An 18086-nucleotide genomic window follows, 5' to 3' on the forward strand; every position below is an offset into this window, starting at 1 on the left:
CCAGTTGCAGCGGCTCGATGTGATGCCGAAGCACTGCACATCTTGCGTCTCAGCCAGAACCGTCATTCTCAGCAAACAACAACGCCGCCACGGCTTGACTTTTTAAACTTTCAATTGATTTTGATTTCTGAAGTTGTGTTTTTCATTGTGAGATAATAATGCCGAATTACGTGGCGGGCTTACCTGCCTTCTTAAGTTATTTTTTGATTGGCCTGGTCTGCCTGGCAGCTTTTTCCGCCATCTACACCCGCCTTACTCCCCACAGCGAAGGGGAGTTGATCAAGGCCGGCAACATCGCCGCCGTCGTCGCTTTTTTAGGGGCGTTGATCGGCTTCAGCCTGCCTCTGGCCTCGGCTGCGGCCAACTCCGTAAGCCTTCCCGATTATGTGGTCTGGGCGGTAATCGGCCTGCTGGTTCAGATTTTTGCATTCTACCTCGCCAAACTCAGCATGACCGACCTGCACCTGAAAATCATCGAGGATAATGTCGCGGCCGGGCTCTGGAGCGGCGGCATCGCTGTGGTCATCGGGATTCTGAACGCCGCCTGCATGGCGTATTGAGGAACAGACATGTATTTGGACGTGACAGAACATCCGCGTCTCGCCCTCGGTACGATTGCCGCAATAGGCCTTTTTATAGCTTTTTCACCGGAGGAAGAGGTCCTTTACACCTCGGTTGACAAATGCCTCGCCTCCGGTGTCTATCCCAAGGCTTGCCAGGCGGCATCCGAAGACGCCAGCCAGCACCACCTTGCCACTGCACCGAAATTTCGCAACATGGTCGCATGTGAAATGGAATACGGCGCGGGAAACTGTTCTGAGCTAAGGCAAAATCTCAATTCCAATAACGCCACCGGCACGAGCGTATTCGCACCTTCACCGGCAGGATTTGTCATGCCTCGGTCCATCGAAAACTTTGCAGACTATAGCGAATATCGTCGCCGTCAGCAAAACAGCAAGTCGGGCTCCTCTGGCGCGATGTCCGCCTATCGAAAACGCAACGGTGACCTCGTCACACCGGATGTGAGTGCCAGCGAACAGAACGGCGGCTCATTCGGAGGCGGCCCAGGCGGCGCGCTGGTGAGTGACGTGAAGACGCTCAACGCCAAAACGAACGTCAAGGGCCGTGGCGGATTCGGCGGCCACTCCTTTTCCGGAAGCTGACATGCGCCGCATCACAGTCCCACCGCGTCCAGATTGGCGTGAGAAGGCCAATGCTGTCGGTTTCTCCTTCCATGAAATGCACGGCGAACCTTACTGGGTGGACGATGCGGCCTATTGCTTCAGCCTTGATGAAATCGAACGCGATATCGAAGAACCGAGCCAAATCCTGCACGACATGTGCATGGATCTCGTCTCCGACATCGTAAACAGCGAGGAGGCGCTAACCCGTCTTGCCATCCCGCGCGATTATCACAACGTGATCCGAAATTCCTGGCAGCGGGGCGACCGCCACCTGTATGGCCGCTTCGATCTTGCCTATGACGGACATGGCCCCGCAAAGCTGCTCGAATATAACGCCGACACGCCCACTTCCGTCTTCGAAACGGGATATTTCCAATATAACTGGCTGACGGATCAGGTCGCCCTTGGGACGCTCCCGGCGCAAACCGACCAATTCAACTCGGTTCAGGAAGCCTTGATCGAAGCCTTTGGGCAATTCTCGCGAGACAGGATTTTCCATTTCGCGGCGGTCAGCGACAGCGCCGAAGATTGCGGCACGACGATTTACCTCATGGACTGTGCCATTCAGGCTGGCCACCGCGCCCAATTTCTCGATATCAGAGACATCGGCATCGATGCGAGCGGGCGTTATGCTGACCTCCAAAGTCGCGTCATCGAGCGCTGCTTCAAGCTTTATCCGTGGGAATTCATGTTACGGGAATCCTTTGCCGCCCATCTGCCTGCGCAGGACAGCATTTTCGTGGAGCCGGCCTGGAAAGCCGTACTATCGAACAAGGGCCTACTGCCCATGCTTTGGCAGCGGCATCCCAATCACCCGAATCTGCTGCCGAGTTTCTTTCCCGACGATCCGGCAATATATGAATTACGCGATTACGTGGTGAAGCCGCTTCTCTCGCGTGAGGGCGAAAATGTCAGCCTTTACCGAAACCGGCGCGAGATTTTATCGGCCCCGGGCAGTTACGGCAAAGAGGGGTATGTTTTTCAGGCCTACGCGCCATTGTTCAAGAGCGAGTTCGGATACGCCGTGCTCGGAAGCTGGATCGTCGCCGACCGACCCTGCGGGCTAGGCATTCGCGAGGACGTGTCGCCCATCACGGCAAATCTCTCCCGCTACGTTCCCCATATCATCGAGGGCTGATCCCCGCCGAAAAAGTCGGCAGGAAAATTCGCCAGTTGGCCTGTAAGCCGGGTTCTGTATGGCCCCGGTTTGACCCGGAACGTGGCAGCCATTCATCTGGGACGGCATTTGCATGCCGCCTCGCGCAACCCACCCGGATGACGGGCCTGGAAACCGGCTGTGAACGGGCTTTCGCCCATCCCGTGTCATCCCTATTCGGTCTTGCTCCCGGTGGGGTTTACCTTGCCGCCGCTGTTACCAGAAGCGCGGTGGGCTCTTACCCCACCCTTTCACCCTTACCATGCGATGCATGGCGGTTTGCTCTCTGTGGCACTTTCCCTGGGGTCGCCCCCGCCGGACGTTATCCGGCACCGTATTTCCGTGGAGCCCGGACTTTCCTCACCTTACCGTCTTTCGACATTGGTAAAGCGCGGCTGCCCGGCCAACTGGCATGGGCTCCATAACCATGTTCCGGGGCGAAAGCCACCGAAAAGCGCAGGCAAGGACTAAAGAAATGCGGGTTTGAAATCCGTTGAGAAGGCCCCGTCGGCGATTTCTCCGTCCCGCAGCAGCACAGCGCCAAGCCGACCGATCTCATCGGAGCTCTTGGCCGCCGTGCCGTTACCGCCGGTCAGAACCGCGATGCGCGACGAGGCGGTGAAACCGATGGCCGGATAACTGCTCCGCGTTTTGGAGACGACGCAGGCGGCCATCGAGACACGCGAGAGATCAATGGAAGGCACGAGCGTTCCGACGATGTCAGAGAGATGATCCCGCACGCTTTCGCGTCCACCGGAGCGAAACCATTCCCGGATTTCCGGATCACTGCCGAGCCTCTTGTCATCGGGATCGCCGCCGATCTTCAGGTAGAATTTGCCATCGGGATAGCGCACCGGCGGCAGCAGATAGATATGTTTTGTCGGCTCTCGCGGCTCATAGATCAGCGACGGCATGTCCGCATATTGCCCAAGGTCACCCTCGCCTATCTCGAAGAAAGCGACGGTGCGTGCATAGACATCAAGAGCCACCGGCTGCGGCAGCAGATCTTTGGTGATCGAGAAGCCGCCGGCCGCCACCAGCACCCGGTCTGCGGTATAAACCGCACCTGAAGCCGTCTGAACCGATGCCCGGCCATCCTCTTCCCGCGTCGAGACGACGATATCGTCGATAAGCGAGACACCTGCCTTTTCAGCGAGAATAGCCTGCGCCTTCACCAGCGCACGTGGATTGACGTATCCGGCATTCTTCCTCTCGAATACTCCCTCGCAACCCGGCTCGAAGGAGAAATAGGGAAAGCGGTTTTCGAGGCTTTGACCGTCCAGCAGTTCCGTCGAAACGTCGAGCCGCGCCGCCGCCTTGCGGACATCGTCAACAAAGGAATTGTCACCGCCCCGCTGAGGCCCCACCATCAGGCAGCCGACCGGAGCATAAAATTCAACGCCGCTTCTGGCCGCAATATCGGCATAACGCGCGATCGAGCGGTTGGCGAGCAGCGCCCAGTCTGCGTCACCATCGATGGTGCGGGTAATCCGCGCTTCGTCATAGTGGCTGGCGAAAACACCCTGATGCGATTCGATGTCGGCAGGTTCACCGGGACCGATCAGCGCGACGCCATCCACCGTTTCCGCCAGATGGCGGGCGGCGGCCGCACCCATCATGCCGCGACCCACGACGATATATTTGAAATGCTCCGACATGCCGCCCTCTTTACCCGCTCACTTCCGTCGCAACCTTTTAGCCGCTTCGTCCGTAAATGTCAGACGAAAACCGGCGACATTTCAGCGGCGAATTCATCCTCGGTCAGCTGGCCGTTCAGAAGCAGCACAGCACCCAGCCGTCCGATCTCGTCCGAAGACTTGGCGGAGACGAAATTGCCGCCGGTCAGAACCGCGATATTGGAGGATTGCGTAGAGCCGATATAGGGATAGCCGCTACGGGTAATGGAGGCGACACAGGAGCCGGAGGTCACGGGGCAGCCGGCAAGCGCCGGCATCAGGGATAGCGCCCGCTTTTTCAAAAATTCCACCTCACCCGGCGTACCGTCCGAGTGGAACCAGTCTACCGCTTCGGTGAGCGTTTCAAGCCTGCCCTTCTCGCTTTCTCCGCCGATCTTCAGATAGACCTTGCCATCGGGATAACGCACCGGCGGCAGGATATAGACGATGTCGTCCTCGGTTTCCGCGAGCACGATGGTGGAAGGCATCGCACCGAACAGGGCCTGCCTCGCCTCATCCAGCTCGAAAAACACGATGGTGCGGCCCGTTGCCGCCATATCGACCGGCGATGGAAGAAGTTCCGCCATGTTGGTAAAACCGCCCGCCGCGACAATGACCTTTTCGGCGGTATGGACGGCCCCTTCGCGGGTCGAAACCTCCACGCCATGGGAGGTGTCGCGAATATGCGCCGCCGTCTCACGCAGCAGTTTCGCGCCCTGCACCTCGGCAACGGCGCACTGCGCTTTCACCAGGGCGCGTGGATTGACGTGACCGGCATTCTGCGCCTCGAAATAACCGTCGTGATCGGCCGGCAGGGAGAACATCGGAAACCGGTCTACCAGCACATCACGGCCCAGCGTCTCTACGCCGAGACCAAGACGGTCGGCCGAGGAAAGGGCGCGCGAGACATAATCTCCCGCAAGACCCTTGCCGTTGCCGGTGAAGAGGCAGCCTGCTTCGGTGAAAAAGCGGATGCCGCTTTTGGCCTCAATTTCCCCATAACGGCGGATGGAGCGCTGCGCCAGATCCGCCCAGACCGGATCGCCGTCAAACCCACGGGTGATGCGCGCCTCATCGTAATGACTTGAAAACACACCTCGATGGGTCTTGCGATCGGCGGGCTCGCCCGGTCCGATCAGCGCCACGCCATCCGTTTGTGCTGAGAGATGCCGCGCCGCGGCGGCTCCCATCATCCCGGCCCCGACGACGATATATTTGAAATCCGGCATGTCATGCTCCGTATCAGCTTTGCTTCTGACTACAGCATGCTAGGCCGAACCGGAATCGCTTTTCGCAATTTAACAGACAATACAAACCGGCCTCAGCCGGCCAGCAGCGCCTGCACCTTGCCGCAATAACGCTTGGAGACCGGGTTCATGCGGGTGGCGCCGTGGCCGGCATTGTAACGCAGGATCGTGCTGCAGACCTGGCCCCCGCCCAGCTGATGCGCCGTCGCCAGATATTGCATGCCCCAGCGAATATTGGTCTCGGGATCGTAGAGCGCCTTGGTGGTGCCGCGATAGCCCATCATCCGCGCCGTTGCCGGCTTGATCTGCATCAGCCCGACCTCGCCTGCGCTGCCGCGGGCCTTCGGATTGAACTTGCTTTCGACCGAAACCACGGCATGCGCCAGATTGGTGGGAACGCCGTAACGCTTGGCATATTTGACGATCAGATCGGAATAATCGTTCCTGAGCGAGGAAGGCAGGCTCTTTTCGGGGATGGGATAACCGGGCTTGCGGAAGAAGGTCTCCAGCGTCACGGTTTTGGTCTTGACGTCCTCGTCTTTGGCAAAAGCAATCCCCGCCTGCGAAGCGAGCATAACAACGCCCGCCACGACAGCAACAACAACCCTGTTCATATGTAGAAAAATTCTCCAGATCGGATGACCGAAACAATGAAGCGACACAAATAGTCTGCGCCCGGAAAGTCGATAACGACCTTCCGCTGTCCAGTCTCCTTGATTGATATTGACGGTAAGTTCCCCTGAAGAACGACACCGCATGCAGTGACGTTCTTAAACTTCCTCAATGCGGATTAACTGTGGCACAAGAAAAAAAGCGACTTGAACACGCTGGAAAAGCGGGAATGCTTTTCCAGAATCGGCGGTTAAGCGCCCGAAAATCTCGGCAGGCTGGCGATCAGCCGGTGCAGCGTGTCAATGGTGGAGAAATCCGCGATGCCATCCACCAGAGCGGGGCGGAAATGCCGCTGGAAAGCAGCCACGGCGCCTTCGGTTTTTTCGCAATAAGCGCCTGTTATTTCAACGCCATAACCATAAATGGACAGCATCGACTGCAGCGCTTCGACCGGCTGGCCATGGTCCCCGCGCTGAAAAAAGCGCCCGCCACGGATCGGCGCAGGCTCCACCCAATGGCCGACACCCTGCTGCGACAGGATGTCCCACGGGAATTTTTCACCCGGATCGACCTTGCGGATCGGGGCGACATCCGAATGCGCCAACACCCTTTCAGGGGCGATATTCCAGCGCTGGCCGCAATCGCGACACAATTCGATGACGGCTTCGATCTGCTTTTTCGGAAATTCCGGCAGGCCGCCTGGATGGCCCTGGTTGGCGATCTCGATACCAATAGAGCGGGAATTGATGTCTTCGTCCCCCGCCCAGGTACTTTTGCCCGCATGCCAGGCACGGCGGGTTTCCGGCACGAGCTGGATGACGCGCCCGTCCTCGAAGACGAAATAATGGCTGGAGACCTGGCTTTCGGGATTGCAGAGCCATGACAGCGCACCATCGGCCGTCGTCATGCCGGTATAGTGCAGAAGAATGATATCAGGACCGGCTACACCCAGCCTTTCGCCATGATTAGGCGAAGGCGCAACGGCCGCGCCCCCGAAATCCGGGGTAAAATCCGGCAGACATTCACTCATGCGACGCGGCGTTCTTTCTCAATGGCCGCATAAGCGGCGTTGAGAGCCGCCATACGCTCATTCGCGGCCGCATGCAATTCCATGGGAACGCCGCGGGCGATGAGCTTGTCGGGATGGTGTTCGGCAACCAGCGTGCGGTACCGCTTGCGGATATCCAGAAAATCGTCCGAAGGTGAAACACCGAGTACGCGGTAAGGGTCGCGCCCGTCCATGTGGACGTGCCGCGCCATGATCGTTTCGAAATGATCTTCGGTGATACGGAAGATTTCCGCGATCCGGCCGAGGAAGGCCAACTCCCGCTCGTGGATCAGCCCGTCGGCCTTGGCGATGTGGAACAGGCCGTCGATGACACTTTCCAGCATCTCGCAATTGGCGTGCCCGGAACCACAAAGACCCGCCAGCCGCTCCGCATAGGCTTCGTAACCGGCAACGTCCTGACGCGCGAGGTTATAAAGACGAGCGACGTTCTTGGCTTCTTCTTCCGGGAAATCGAAAATCTGCCGGAAAGCGCGAACCTCGGCATCGTTGACGACCCCATCGGCCTTCGCCATCTTGGCGGAAAGTGCAATGATGGCCACGGAAAAGGAAACCTTGCGGCGGGTTTCCGGATCACCTTCGAAAAGGGTGCGGATGGCTTCCACCACGCGCCCGAGTGCACCGCCTGCCGCGTCGCCGATTGCGCCGAGCAGCCGTTCCCACAGGGATGAAATTTGCAGACACGCGAAATCGAACATCATGCGACAAGCATGACGGGATATTGCCGCGAATGCAATATGTCCAGCGGTCCGGCGGCATTAACTTTTATTCATCTTTGCGACAGTTTTGCTTCAGGAACAAGAGTGCGGCAGACGATGGGACCACGGTTTTCCACAGACGGCGGATAGCCGGCCACCGGCTATGCCGATTGAAACGATTATATTCCACCACTTTGCTCAAGCCGCTGAAAAACCGCGAGAAATCCGCGTTTTTCTTCATAAATTCACTTTACACCTACACGCGGCTGTCGCATCCATTTGCCAGACATGTCTTTGGGTATATGTGAAAAGGAGAGCCATGATGGCCAAACAGAAAGTCGCAATGCTGACCGCGGGTGGCCTTGCGCCCTGTCTCTCTTCGGCCGTGGGCGGCCTGATCGAGCGTTACAGCGACATTGCGCCCGAGATCGACATCATCGCTTACCGCTCGGGTTATCAGGGCGTGCTTCTGGGTGACCGTATCGAAATCAACAAAGACATGCGGGAAAAGGCGCATCTGCTGCACCGTTACGGCGGCTCGCCGATCGGCAACAGCCGCGTCAAGCTCACCAATGCCGCCGATTGCGCCAAGCGCGGTCTGGTCAAGGAAGGCGACAATCCGCTGCGCGTCGCCGCTGACCGGCTGGCGGCCGACGGCATCACCATTCTCCACACCATCGGCGGTGACGACACCAACACGACGGCTGCGGACCTTGCCGCCTATCTCGGCGCGAACGGCTATAACCTCACCGTCGTCGGCCTGCCGAAGACGGTGGATAATGACGTGGTGCCGATCAAGCAGTCGCTCGGCGCCTGGACGGCCGCCGAAGTCGGCGCCTCCTTCTTTGACAATGTCAGCAACGAGCAGAGTGCGGCACCGAAGACCTTCGTCATCCACGAAGTCATGGGCCGCCATTGCGGCTGGCTGACGGCCGCCACCGCCCGCGCCTATATCCAGAAGACCAGCGGCAATGAATATGTCGAAGGCCTGATGATGAACACGCAGATGAAGAACATCGACGGCATCTACCTGCCGGAAATGGCCTTCGACATCGAGGCGGAAGCCGAGCGCCTGAAGGAAATCATGGACAAAAACGGCTACGTCACGCTGTTCGTCTCGGAAGGCGCCGGCCTTGATTCGATCGTTGCCGAACGCGAAGCGTCCGGAGAGGCCGTCAAGCGCGACGCCTTTGGTCACGTCAAGATCGACACCATCAATGTTGGCGGCTGGTTCCAGAAGCAGTTCGCCAGCCTCATCGGTGCTGAACGCTCCATGGTGCAGAAATCAGGCTATTTCGCCCGCTCCGCCGCCGCCAATGGGGACGATCTGCGCCTCATCCAGGGCATGGTCGATCTCGCGGTCGAAAGCGCGCTCAACAAGGTCTCCGGCGTCACCGGCCATGACGAAGACCAGAATGGCAAATTGCGGACGATCGAGTTTCCGCGTATCAAGGGCGGAAAGCATTTCGACCTCTCTGCAAAATGGTTTACCGAAGTGATGGAACACGTCGGTCAGCCGTTCACAGCGGCCTGATTTTACGATAGTCTAAAATAAGACGGCGACAGGGAGGGCAAGGAGGAAGAGAATGTCTGGACAGGCCTGGCTGATTTTTTGTGCAGCATGTGCCGTTGTGTTCGCACTCCCCTCTCCCCTTGTATTCTCTGTTGCCTCCTATGCCGCCATCCGCGGCAAAAAGACGGTCTTCGCCTCCGCTGTCGGCGGCGCGCTCGGCATCGTCACGGCCATGACGATTTCGGCCATTCCGGTGGCCGGTCTCGCCTACCTGCCGCAATCCTTCGTGGAAATCGTGCAATGGGCCGGCATCGGCTGGCTGATGCTGTTTCTGTTGTGGACCTTCGCCACGCCGGCCGCCCAGGCGGCCAATGCCGATAATGACAATCTGCCGGGCAAATCCTGGAGCGGCATTTTCCGCGATTGTTACGCCATTGCCGCTTTGCGCCCGCGCTACTTCACTTTCTTTCTGGCGCTGTTGCCACAATTCGTTTCCACGTCAGGCAACACAATTGAAACGCTCGCCATGGCGCAGGCCGCCATCCTGCTTCTGGCGCTTGTGATTCTGACCGCGCAGGCGCTGTTTGCCGGCCCGACGCTCGCGCTGGTGCGCCGCATGTCGGGCGACAAGAAAATCCGGCCGAAATACCGCACTCACTTCATTTCCGGCCGCGCTGTCAGCGCCGGATACAGGCGCATCGCAGCCTGAAAAACCGGGCCGCCACGTCCCGGCTTGCCGCTATCCTTACAATAGGTTAATGAAGGCTCGACGGGACACTGCCTGCTTCGCTCGACGCGGGGGTATCGAAAGACAGGCATAACGAAGGCGGCAACATGCGAAATTCGGGCAAATTCCGCGGAAGAAGTGCACTTCTTCTGTCTTCCACCGTGGGTCTGGCACTGGCATTGAGCGCATGCACAAGCGTCGAATATACTGCGAAGGAAGGGCCTAACGGCCCGAAGATCGCGACGGTCAATCCCGCGACCACTCCTGCGCAAACATCGACGCAGCCGGCAACGGCCGAAGCCGCAGCGGGCGCAACCTCGGCAGCATCAGCGGTGCAGACCGCCGAAACCGCAACCTCTTCCCAGCCAGCAGCACTTCCCACTGCCGTCGCCGTCAAGGGCGGACGCGTGGCCCTGCCGCCGGCGTCCGAAATCGCAGCCGCCGCAGCCATCACCGCCCAGATGCAGCCGCACCAGACGGAAGTGGCTCAGGCCGCAGGGGCGACATCCGCACCCACCGCCGTTGCAGCACTCGCGCCGACAGGCGCCGCTCCCGCGGCAGCAGCCATCGAAACGGCGGCCAAGCCGGCTGCCCACAATGCCGCCGCCGATCTGCCGCAGGTGGTTGCCATCAAGGGCAGCTTCCCTCCCGCACCGCCGCCGCCCGGCTCGCCCTCCATCGGCACCGAACTGACGGCGGAACGCAAAGTCATTCCGCTACCGAAGCCGGACAGCACGGTTCTGGCCTATGCCGCCGGCCCCACCAATGCCGCACTTGCCGCCATCCGGCAGAACGAATCAATGACGGCGCCGCTCAATTCCGCGCCGGCTGGACGCGAAAAGCTGAGCGGCCTTATTACCAAATACGCCACCATGTATGATGTGCCGGAAGATCTGGTTCACCGCGTGGTGCAGCGCGAGAGCCGATACAATCCCGGCGCCTATAGCAGCGGCAATTTCGGCCTGATGCAGATCCGGCACGCCACGGCCCGCTCCATGGGCTTCGATGGCCCCGCCTCCGGCCTCTTCGATGCCGAAACCAATCTCAAATACGCCGTGAAATATCTGCGCGGCGCATGGGTTGTGGCTGGTAACGACCGCGACAATGCCGTCCGGCTTTACGCACGCGGTTATTATTACGATGCCAAGCGCAAGGGCATGCTGCACGTTCTGCGCAAGTGATGGCCTCTGGCGGCGCTGGGAGCGCCGTGCAGCTAAGCAGCCTTTCCAAATAAACGCCGCGACGTTTTTTTCGTCATCCTCGGGACCAGCCCGAGGATGACGCCGTATCCAATGGAAGCTTATCGGCAATCCGAGATACGGGCTGGTTTTCCACCGTCTCCTTTATTCCCCGTCTTTGCCCACAGCCCCTGTCATCAAATTGTAGTGTCACGGCTGTAGACGCCTCTCAATCGACTGAGAGGTGAACATATGACGAGTGCGGCACCCAAGACCGGCTTCAGCAAGAACACAAAACTGAAGTCCGCATTGCTCCAGCACAAGGCGCTCTCAAAAAGCGGATTGTCCGAGCGCTTCTTCGGCGTCCTCTTTTCCGGCCTCGTCTATCCACAGATCTGGGAAGACCCTGAGATCGACATGGAAGCGATGGAGCTTGGCGAAGGCCACCGCATCGTCACCATCGGCTCAGGCGGCTGCAACATGCTGGCCTATCTCTCCCGCAACCCTGCCAGCATCGATGTGGTTGATCTCAACCCGCATCACATTGCGCTGAACAAGCTGAAGCTTGCCGCGTTCCGCCATCTGCCGGCCCATCAGGATGTGGTGCGCCATTTCGGCCGCGCCAACACCCGCAGCAACAGCCACGGTTACGACCGCTTCATCGCCGAGCACCTTGACGCCACGACCAAGGCTTACTGGTCGAAGCGCACCCTTTCCGGCCGCCGCCGCATCTCGGTGTTCGACAGGAACATCTACCGCACCGGCCTGCTCGGCCGCTTCATCGGCGCCGGCCATCTCATGGCCCGGCTGCACGGCGTGAAACTCACCGAAATGGCCAAGACCCGGACGCTGGATGAACAGCGCCAGTTCTTCGACAGCAAGGTCGCACCGCTGTTCGACAAGCCGGTGGTGCGCTGGCTGACGAAGCGCAAAAGCTCGCTTTTCGGCCTCGGTATTCCGCCGCGCCAATATGACGAGCTGGCCAGCCTTTCCGATAACGGCACGGTTGCCTCGGTTCTCAAGCAGCGCCTGGAAAAGCTCGCCTGCAACTTCCCGCTCAGCGACAATTATTTCGCCTGGCAGGCCTTCGCGCGCCGTTACCCCGAGCCGCATGAAGGCGCACTGCCTGCCTATCTCAAGCCGGAATATTATGAGACGATCCGCAACAACACGGCGCGCGTCGCAGTGCACCACGCCACCTATACCGAGCTTCTCTCGCGCAAGCCGGCAAGCGCCGTCGACCGCTACATCCTCCTCGACGCACAGGACTGGATGACGGACGTGCAGCTCAACGAATTGTGGTCGCAGATCAGCCGCACCGCCGCCTCGGGCGCACGCATCATCTTCCGTACTGCCGCCGAAAAGAGCGTCATCGAAGGTCGGCTTTCCCCTGATATCCGCAACCAGTGGGTCTATCTCGAAGAGCGCTCCAACGAGCTCAACGCCATGGACCGCTCGGCCATCTACGGCGGCTTCCATATTTACGAGAGGGCTATGGCATGAAAACCATCGGCGAAAATGTGGGTCTTGCAGACAGCGCGCATGCGAGCCTGATGGACCGCATGTATCGCCACCAGCGGCATATCTACGATATTACCCGCAAATATTACCTTCTCGGTCGCGACAGAACCATTTCCGGCCTCAACGTGCCGAAGGGCGGCACCTTGCTGGAAGTCGGCTGCGGCACCGGCCGCAACCTGCTGCTGGCCAGCCGCAAGTTTCCGGACGCGAAACTGTTTGGCCTCGACATTTCCGCCGAAATGCTGCTGACCGCATCCGAGAATTTCGCCGGCAAGGCGGAACGCCCCATTCTGCGCGTGGCCGATGCCACCGCCTTCCGTGCTTCGGAATTCGGCCAGTCCGAGGGCTTCGACCGCGTCATGATCCCCTATGCGCTGTCGATGATACCGGACTGGGAAAAGGCGATCGAACAGGCGCTCACGGCGGTAAAACCAGGCGGTTCGCTGCATATTGTCGATTTCGGCCAGCAGGAACAGTTGCCGAATTGGTTCCGCACGCTTCTGCAAGCCTGGCTCACCCGCTTTCACGTTACGCCCCGCGCCAATCTCCGCTATGTTCTGGCCAATATGGCCGGCCGTTTTGACGGTAACCTCGAATTCGAGGAAATCGCCCGGGGCTATGCGTGGCGGGCTGTCATCACACTTCCGGTCGTTGAAGCGCAGCAGCCGAAAATCCACCGCATATTGGCCGACGCCTGATTCCCGGGGGCGGTGCGAATCTTTGGGGGCCAAAGGGGGGTCGACCTCAAGGCTCCTGCCGGGCCAGATTTCGGCGTTAAAACCGCAAACCGCTTCGAATCCAGCGACTTGCGGGGTGCAAAAAGCACGTTGCCCCTTGCCATATCAGTTTGTTTACCATGTTATGCGTAAATCGGGAGATACGGCGCACCATTTTGCGGCCGTGGGATGGGCAACATTTTCATCAGGATTCCAATGCGGCTGCGTTTATCGGCACTATTGTCGGCTTTGCTGTTGATCGGCGGCTGCACCTCCACCAGCTATGACCTGCTGGAAACCGCATCCGTTTCCAAACCGAAATTTTCCGATACCGATCCGCAGGATTTCGGCATGAACAACCCGCACCGTCATGAGGTGCACGGCATCGACGTGTCCAAATGGAATGGTGATGTCGACTGGCAGACCGTCCGCAAGTCAGGTGTTTCCTTCGTCTTCATCAAGGCGACAGAGGGATCGGACCGCATCGATCCGAAGTTCGGCGACCATTGGCGCAGCGCGGCAGCTGCGGATATTCTGCACGCGCCCTATCATTTCTATTATTTCTGCTCGACAGCGGATGCCCAGGCGGACTGGTTCATTCGCAACGTGCCAAAGGATGCCGTCACCCTGCCGCCGGTTCTCGACGTGGAGTGGAACCCCTCCTCGCCCACCTGCAAGACGCGCCCGGCGCCGGGCGTCGTTCGCACCGAGATGCAGCGTTTCCTTGATCGTATCGAGGCCCATTATGGCAAGCGCCCGATCATCTATACCTCCGTTGATTTCCACCGCGACAACCTCGTCGGTCAGTTCAAGGATTACCATTTCTGGGTGCGTTCCGTTGCCGCCCATCCGGCCAAGATCTACGAAGATCGCAAATGGGCCTTCTGGCAATATACGGCAACCGGCGTCGTGCCCGGCGTAAACGGTCCAACCGACATCAATGTCTTTGCCGGCACGGAGAAAAACTGGCGGAAATGGATTGCTTCGGCCAAATAAGACGGCCAAGAAGCAACACTTTCGAAAAATCGGCGTTGTTCTGCAACGTCAGATCGCACGGTCCGTTTTTTTGTCGCAAACATATGGGTAAAGCGGGCTAACAACCTATCGAGGAAATTCCCATGCCCACGTTCCGGTCGCGCAGCATCGTTTTTGCCGCCGCTTTGTCGCTTCTTTCCACCGCCTCCGCCTTTGCCACCCCGCCCGTTGCCTCGCCTGAGGATCCCAAGCAGGTTGCCTGCGGCGGCGATCTCGGCGCATTCCTTGAAGGCGTGAAAGCCGATGCGCTCGCCAAGGGCATTCCGGCCGATGCTATTCAGAAGGCGCTTGCGGGCGCGCAGATCGATCCGAAAGTGCTCTCGCGTGACCGCGCCCAGGGCGTCTTCCGCCAGACCTTCCTGGAATTCTCCCAGCGCACCGTCAGCCAGGCCCGTCTGGATATCGGCCGCAAGAAGCTGCAGGAACTCTCCTCCACCTTCGCCCGCGCCGAAGGTGAATATGGTGTACCGGCCGGCGTCATCGCCGCCTTCTGGGCCATGGAGACGGATTTTGGCGCCGTTCAGGGTGATTTCAACACCCGTAACGCGCTGGTGACCCTTTCGCATGATTGCCGCCGCCCGGAACTCTTCCGCCCGCAGCTGCTGGCATTGATCGAAATGGTCCAGCATGGCGATCTCGATCCCGCTGCCAACACCGGTGCGTGGGCCGGTGAAATCGGCCAGGTGCAGATGCTGCCCAAGGACATCATCGCCTTCGGCGTCGATGGTGATGGCGACGGCCACATCAACGTCAAGAGCAGCGCTCCGGATGCGATCCTGACGGCTGCGAAATTCATCCAGCATCTCGGTTTCAAGAAGGGCGAACCCTGGATCCAGGAAGTGTCGCTGCCGGAAAACCTGCCTTGGGAAAAGTCCGGCCTTGGCGGCCCGCTGACCGCCGGTGACTGGTTCGCGCTGGGCGTGACCCCGCGCGACGGCAACAAGAACTTCGCCACCCTGCCCGCGGCCCTCATCATGCCGCAGGGGCGCAAGGGACCAACCTTCATCACCTATCCGAACTTCAACATCTATCTGGAATGGAACCAGTCGTTCATCTACACGACCTCGGCCGCGTATTTCGCCACCCGCCTGATGGGCTCCCCCGTTTACAACAAGGGCAATCCGGAGCCCGGTTTCGATGACGCGACGATGAAGGAGCTTCAGACCAAGCTCGAAGCGCGCGGACACAATGTCGGCAAGGTGGATGGCATTCTCGGTTCCGGCACCCGCGTCGCCATCCAGAAGGAGCAGCAGCGTCTCGGACTGCCCGCCGATGGCTGGCCGTCTACCGCACTTCTGCAGGCGCTTTAAGCAATCTTAACGGCGCCTTCCGGCCTTTAATCTATCGGCCGGAATCAAGGCATAAAGTGTTAATCTCGACCTGATGACTGGGGATAACACCCCGGTCATTTACTTTTTTTAAACATATGAAGCACTGCGTGATAGGAAAATAATCTTTTATTTTCAATTAATTACAGAAAATCCCTTTTTATATCGCCTGGCGACGTGCTGCACTGCATCACAAAAACCGCTTTTCAACTGCCACAAAACGGTCATATTATCGAACCTGTCAACAAGAGGAGGCACCCATGGGACTTACAAAATCTCTCAATGCCTTGGCAGTCGGTTTGGCGTTTTTGTTCGTAGCGATGATGCTTTTCATCTGACGCGACGTGAAGACCAAACGCAGATAAGAACCGTAGATGACACGAGTTTAAAAAGCGCAGGCCCCGAGGGACCTGCGCTTTTTTCATGTCGGTAATCTGCTGCTTTAAATCAGGCGGCGCTGCGGCGCAGACGCTCCAGCCCGAGATTTTCAAGCACCGCGTCGACCAGCGGGGCGCGGTTCATGGTGTAGAGGTGGAACTCATTGACGCCGCGCCGCTGAAGATCGGCGATCTGTTCGGCGGCAACCTCTGCAGCCACGCGGGCACGACCTTCCAGATCGTCGTCATAGCCTTCAAAACGCTCATCCAGGAAACCGGGAACGCTGGTGCCGCAACGGCCGGCGAAACGCTTGAGCTGGGTGAGGTTCTGGATCGGCATGATGCCCGGAACCACCGGTATGGTGATCCCCGCCGCCGTCACCCGCTCCATATAGCACTCGAACACGTCGTTATCGAAGAAGAACTGCGTCAGCGCACGCGTCGCGCCATTATCCGCCTTGCGCTTCAGCATATCGATATCAACGGCATCGCTCGCGCTCTCGGGATGTTTTTCCGGATAGGCCGAAACGGAAATCTCGAAATCGCCGATCTCGCGCAGTCCTTTCACCAGAGCCGCCGCGTTCTCGTAACCTTCCGGATGCGGCTGGTAAGCCGTGCCGATGCCGGTGGAGGGATCGCCACGCAGCGCCACGAAATGGCGAACGCCGGCGTTACGGAACTCTTCTATGACCTGATGCACGTCCTCACGGCTGGCATCCACGCAGGTCAGATGTGCTGCGGTCGACAGATGGCTGTCACCGATCATGCGGCGCACCGCATCCAGCGTCGGCGCTTTGGTGGATCCACCGGCGCCATAGGTGACGGACACGAAATCCGGATTCCACTTCTTCAGCTCGGCAACCGTTTCCCAGAGCTGGGTTTCCATCTCGGCATTCTTGGGCGGGAAAAATTCGAAAGACAACCGGATATCGCCATCACGGCGTGCGGTTTCCGACCTCAACATATCATGCCCTCCCGGCAGCAAGTAAAACGGCCTCTTGCACCACATCGTCTGCCATCAGCAGCCGCTGGTCTCGGGCAACCCAGATCGTCACGTCCAGAGCTTCGTCGGACGCTTTTTCAGAATGAAGATCGACGGCGCGGTCCGGAGCAAGTCCGGCCTTTTTCAGCCATTCTTCCATCAGCGGATGCGAGAAACCGAGCCGCACATGCGCATGTTCATCGCGCAGATATTCGAAGGAATGCGGCGCAAGGTCGATGACGATCAGCCGCCCACCGGGACGCAGCATGCGCGCGGCTTCCGAAAGCGCGATTTCCGGCTGGTCGAGGAAATGCAGGACCTGATGGATAACAATCAGATCGAAATCCTGTCCCTCCAGCGGCAGATTGAGAATATCGCCATGACGGACCGAGGCATTGACCACGCCCGCCTTGTCGAGATTGGCACGCGCCACCGACAGCATGTCACGGCTGGCATCGACGCCGATCGCGCGGCGATAGATGCCGCTCAGAAGCTGCAGGATACGGCCGGTGCCGGTGCCCAGATCGAGAAGCGAATCGACAGGCGTGGTGCCCACCAGCTTCAGGAGCGCGCCTTCCACGGCCTCGTCACTGACATGCAGGCGACGCAGCTCGTCCCAGGCGGAAGCATTGCGGCTGAAATAATCCTGCGCCCGCTCCGCCCGCACCCGCTTGACAGTGGCAAGCCGTTCACTGTCACGCTGGAGAACGGCGTCAGACGGCGACGCGGCGCCAAGCAGCTGCCGAACGACGCCTGCGGGCTCGCCATCCTGCCGCAAACGGAAATAGGCCCATGCGCCTTCCTGATAACGCTCGATCAGCCCCTCTTCCGTCAAAAGCTTGAGGTGACGGGAGATACGCGGCTGCGACTGGCCGAGGATTTCGGTAAGATCGGTAACCGTCAGATCGCCTGCCGCCAGAAGCGCAAGCAAGCGAAAGCGTGTCGTCTCACCCGCCGCTTTCAACAGATCCACCAATTTGTCCAGACCGAACGTCACTCTGCCGTGCCTCGCAAGCTAATCAAGATATAAAGATATCTTTATGTCGATGTGGCGTTCGATGCAAGCGTAA

The 18086-nt window shown here is 59.2% G+C and carries 17 protein-coding genes and 1 other RNA gene; 10 read left to right on the top strand and 8 right to left on the bottom strand.

Annotation, left to right across the window (positions count from 1 at the left end; all coding sequences use genetic code 11):
* The first annotated feature begins 158 nt into the window (after nt 1-158).
* Genes QRN60_RS10385 through QRN60_RS10395 form a run of 3 tightly spaced genes read left to right on the top strand, consistent with a single transcriptional unit; the run spans nt 159 to nt 2322 of the window.
* Nucleotides 159-560 carry a DUF350 domain-containing protein gene (locus QRN60_RS10385; protein WP_020811016.1) on the top strand — a complete coding sequence of 134 codons (402 nt, stop codon included), beginning with the start codon at nt 159-161 and terminating at the stop codon, nt 558-560.
* 9 nt (nt 561-569) lie between these two features.
* Complete coding sequence (locus QRN60_RS10390) at nt 570-1163, top strand: DUF1190 domain-containing protein (protein ID WP_004430730.1); 594 nt, start codon at nt 570-572, stop codon at nt 1161-1163.
* A 1-nt stretch (nt 1164) separates the two neighbouring features.
* Entirely contained in the window at nt 1165-2322 is a 1158-nt protein-coding gene (locus QRN60_RS10395) for a glutathionylspermidine synthase family protein (RefSeq protein WP_129564901.1), read from the top strand.
* Between the two features lie 27 nt (nt 2323-2349).
* Here the strand turns inward: QRN60_RS10395 and rnpB are convergent.
* From rnpB to QRN60_RS10425, 6 genes are all read right to left on the bottom strand, one after another.
* Nucleotides 2350-2751, bottom strand: an RNA gene (gene rnpB / locus QRN60_RS10400) — RNase P RNA component class A.
* Between the two features lie 56 nt (nt 2752-2807).
* Nucleotides 2808-3998, bottom strand: coding sequence for an FAD-dependent oxidoreductase (locus QRN60_RS10405; protein ID WP_129564902.1), 1191 nt, complete (start codon nt 3996-3998; stop codon nt 2808-2810).
* Nucleotides 3999-4057: 59 nt separating this feature from the next.
* Nucleotides 4058-5245 carry an FAD-dependent oxidoreductase gene (locus QRN60_RS10410; RefSeq protein ID WP_129567255.1) on the bottom strand — a complete coding sequence of 396 codons (1188 nt, stop codon included), beginning with the start codon at nt 5243-5245 and terminating at the stop codon, nt 4058-4060.
* Nucleotides 5246-5337: 92 nt separating this feature from the next.
* The gene (locus QRN60_RS10415) at nt 5338-5877 is read right to left on the bottom strand and encodes a lytic transglycosylase domain-containing protein (RefSeq protein ID WP_003522187.1); all 540 of its coding nucleotides are present in this window, start codon (nt 5875-5877) and stop codon (nt 5338-5340) included.
* A gap of 248 nt (nt 5878-6125) precedes the next feature.
* Nucleotides 6126-6905, bottom strand: coding sequence for an N-acetylmuramoyl-L-alanine amidase (locus tag QRN60_RS10420; protein WP_129564904.1), 780 nt, complete (start codon nt 6903-6905; stop codon nt 6126-6128).
* Nucleotides 6902-7642, bottom strand: a complete 741-nt coding sequence (locus tag QRN60_RS10425) for a J domain-containing protein (protein WP_004430712.1) — start codon at nt 7640-7642, stop codon at nt 6902-6904. Before QRN60_RS10425 ends, QRN60_RS10420 begins: the two co-directional genes overlap by 4 nt.
* A gap of 319 nt (nt 7643-7961) precedes the next feature.
* On the opposite strand from QRN60_RS10425, the gene QRN60_RS10430 reads away from it, so the two are divergent.
* The 7 genes from QRN60_RS10430 to QRN60_RS10460 all read left to right on the top strand — a co-directional run bounded on the left by QRN60_RS10430 (nt 7962) and on the right by QRN60_RS10460 (nt 15639).
* Complete coding sequence (locus tag QRN60_RS10430; protein WP_004430709.1) at nt 7962-9173, top strand: pyrophosphate--fructose-6-phosphate 1-phosphotransferase; 1212 nt, start codon at nt 7962-7964, stop codon at nt 9171-9173.
* 52 nt (nt 9174-9225) lie between these two features.
* Nucleotides 9226-9861, top strand: coding sequence for a LysE family translocator (locus QRN60_RS10435; RefSeq protein ID WP_004430707.1), 636 nt, complete (start codon nt 9226-9228; stop codon nt 9859-9861).
* A gap of 125 nt (nt 9862-9986) precedes the next feature.
* Entirely contained in the window at nt 9987-11060 is a 1074-nt protein-coding gene (locus QRN60_RS10440) for a lytic transglycosylase domain-containing protein (RefSeq protein WP_020009278.1), read from the top strand.
* Between the two features lie 249 nt (nt 11061-11309).
* Nucleotides 11310-12560 carry a BtaA family protein gene (locus QRN60_RS10445; RefSeq protein ID WP_111792672.1) on the top strand — a complete coding sequence of 417 codons (1251 nt, stop codon included), beginning with the start codon at nt 11310-11312 and terminating at the stop codon, nt 12558-12560.
* Nucleotides 12557-13276 carry a class I SAM-dependent methyltransferase gene (locus tag QRN60_RS10450; protein ID WP_004430702.1) on the top strand — a complete coding sequence of 240 codons (720 nt, stop codon included), beginning with the start codon at nt 12557-12559 and terminating at the stop codon, nt 13274-13276. Before QRN60_RS10445 ends, QRN60_RS10450 begins: the two co-directional genes overlap by 4 nt.
* A 234-nt stretch (nt 13277-13510) precedes the next feature.
* The gene (locus tag QRN60_RS10455) at nt 13511-14290 is read left to right on the top strand and encodes a glycoside hydrolase family 25 protein (protein WP_060725255.1); all 780 of its coding nucleotides are present in this window, start codon (nt 13511-13513) and stop codon (nt 14288-14290) included.
* Between the two features lie 122 nt (nt 14291-14412).
* Complete coding sequence (locus tag QRN60_RS10460) at nt 14413-15639, top strand: lytic murein transglycosylase (protein WP_004430698.1); 1227 nt, start codon at nt 14413-14415, stop codon at nt 15637-15639.
* A gap of 465 nt (nt 15640-16104) precedes the next feature.
* On the opposite strand, the gene metF is transcribed toward QRN60_RS10460, so the two are convergent.
* The gene (metF, locus tag QRN60_RS10465; RefSeq protein WP_162690288.1) at nt 16105-16998 is read right to left on the bottom strand and encodes a methylenetetrahydrofolate reductase [NAD(P)H]; all 894 of its coding nucleotides are present in this window, start codon (nt 16996-16998) and stop codon (nt 16105-16107) included.
* Nucleotide 16999: 1 nt separating this feature from the next.
* Nucleotides 17000-18013, bottom strand: a complete 1014-nt coding sequence (locus QRN60_RS10470) for an ArsR/SmtB family transcription factor (protein WP_004430694.1) — start codon at nt 18011-18013, stop codon at nt 17000-17002.
* Between the last annotated feature and the right edge of the window lie 73 nt (nt 18014-18086).

The sequence above is a fragment of the Agrobacterium sp. CFBP2214 genome (assembly GCF_030209895.1).
Classification (GTDB): Bacteria; Pseudomonadota; Alphaproteobacteria; order Rhizobiales; family Rhizobiaceae; genus Agrobacterium; species Agrobacterium radiobacter.

Coding starts and splice junctions, on each gene's coding strand:
- QRN60_RS10385 (WP_020811016.1), top strand. CDS start 159: ATGCCGAATTACGTGGCGGGCTTACCTGCCTTCTTAAGTTATTTTTTG.
- QRN60_RS10390 (WP_004430730.1), top strand. CDS start 570: ATGTATTTGGACGTGACAGAACATCCGCGTCTCGCCCTCGGTACGATT.
- QRN60_RS10395 (WP_129564901.1), top strand. CDS start 1,165: ATGCGCCGCATCACAGTCCCACCGCGTCCAGATTGGCGTGAGAAGGCC.
- QRN60_RS10405 (WP_129564902.1), bottom strand. CDS start 3,998: ATGTCGGAGCATTTCAAATATATCGTCGTGGGTCGCGGCATGATGGGT.
- QRN60_RS10410 (WP_129567255.1), bottom strand. CDS start 5,245: ATGCCGGATTTCAAATATATCGTCGTCGGGGCCGGGATGATGGGAGCC.
- QRN60_RS10415 (WP_003522187.1), bottom strand. CDS start 5,877: ATGAACAGGGTTGTTGTTGCTGTCGTGGCGGGCGTTGTTATGCTCGCT.
- QRN60_RS10420 (WP_129564904.1), bottom strand. CDS start 6,905: ATGAGTGAATGTCTGCCGGATTTTACCCCGGATTTCGGGGGCGCGGCC.
- QRN60_RS10425 (WP_004430712.1), bottom strand. CDS start 7,642: ATGATGTTCGATTTCGCGTGTCTGCAAATTTCATCCCTGTGGGAACGG.
- QRN60_RS10430 (WP_004430709.1), top strand. CDS start 7,962: ATGGCCAAACAGAAAGTCGCAATGCTGACCGCGGGTGGCCTTGCGCCC.
- QRN60_RS10435 (WP_004430707.1), top strand. CDS start 9,226: ATGTCTGGACAGGCCTGGCTGATTTTTTGTGCAGCATGTGCCGTTGTG.
- QRN60_RS10440 (WP_020009278.1), top strand. CDS start 9,987: ATGCGAAATTCGGGCAAATTCCGCGGAAGAAGTGCACTTCTTCTGTCT.
- QRN60_RS10445 (WP_111792672.1), top strand. CDS start 11,310: ATGACGAGTGCGGCACCCAAGACCGGCTTCAGCAAGAACACAAAACTG.
- QRN60_RS10450 (WP_004430702.1), top strand. CDS start 12,557: ATGAAAACCATCGGCGAAAATGTGGGTCTTGCAGACAGCGCGCATGCG.
- QRN60_RS10455 (WP_060725255.1), top strand. CDS start 13,511: ATGCGGCTGCGTTTATCGGCACTATTGTCGGCTTTGCTGTTGATCGGC.
- QRN60_RS10460 (WP_004430698.1), top strand. CDS start 14,413: ATGCCCACGTTCCGGTCGCGCAGCATCGTTTTTGCCGCCGCTTTGTCG.
- metF (WP_162690288.1), bottom strand. CDS start 16,998: ATGTTGAGGTCGGAAACCGCACGCCGTGATGGCGATATCCGGTTGTCT.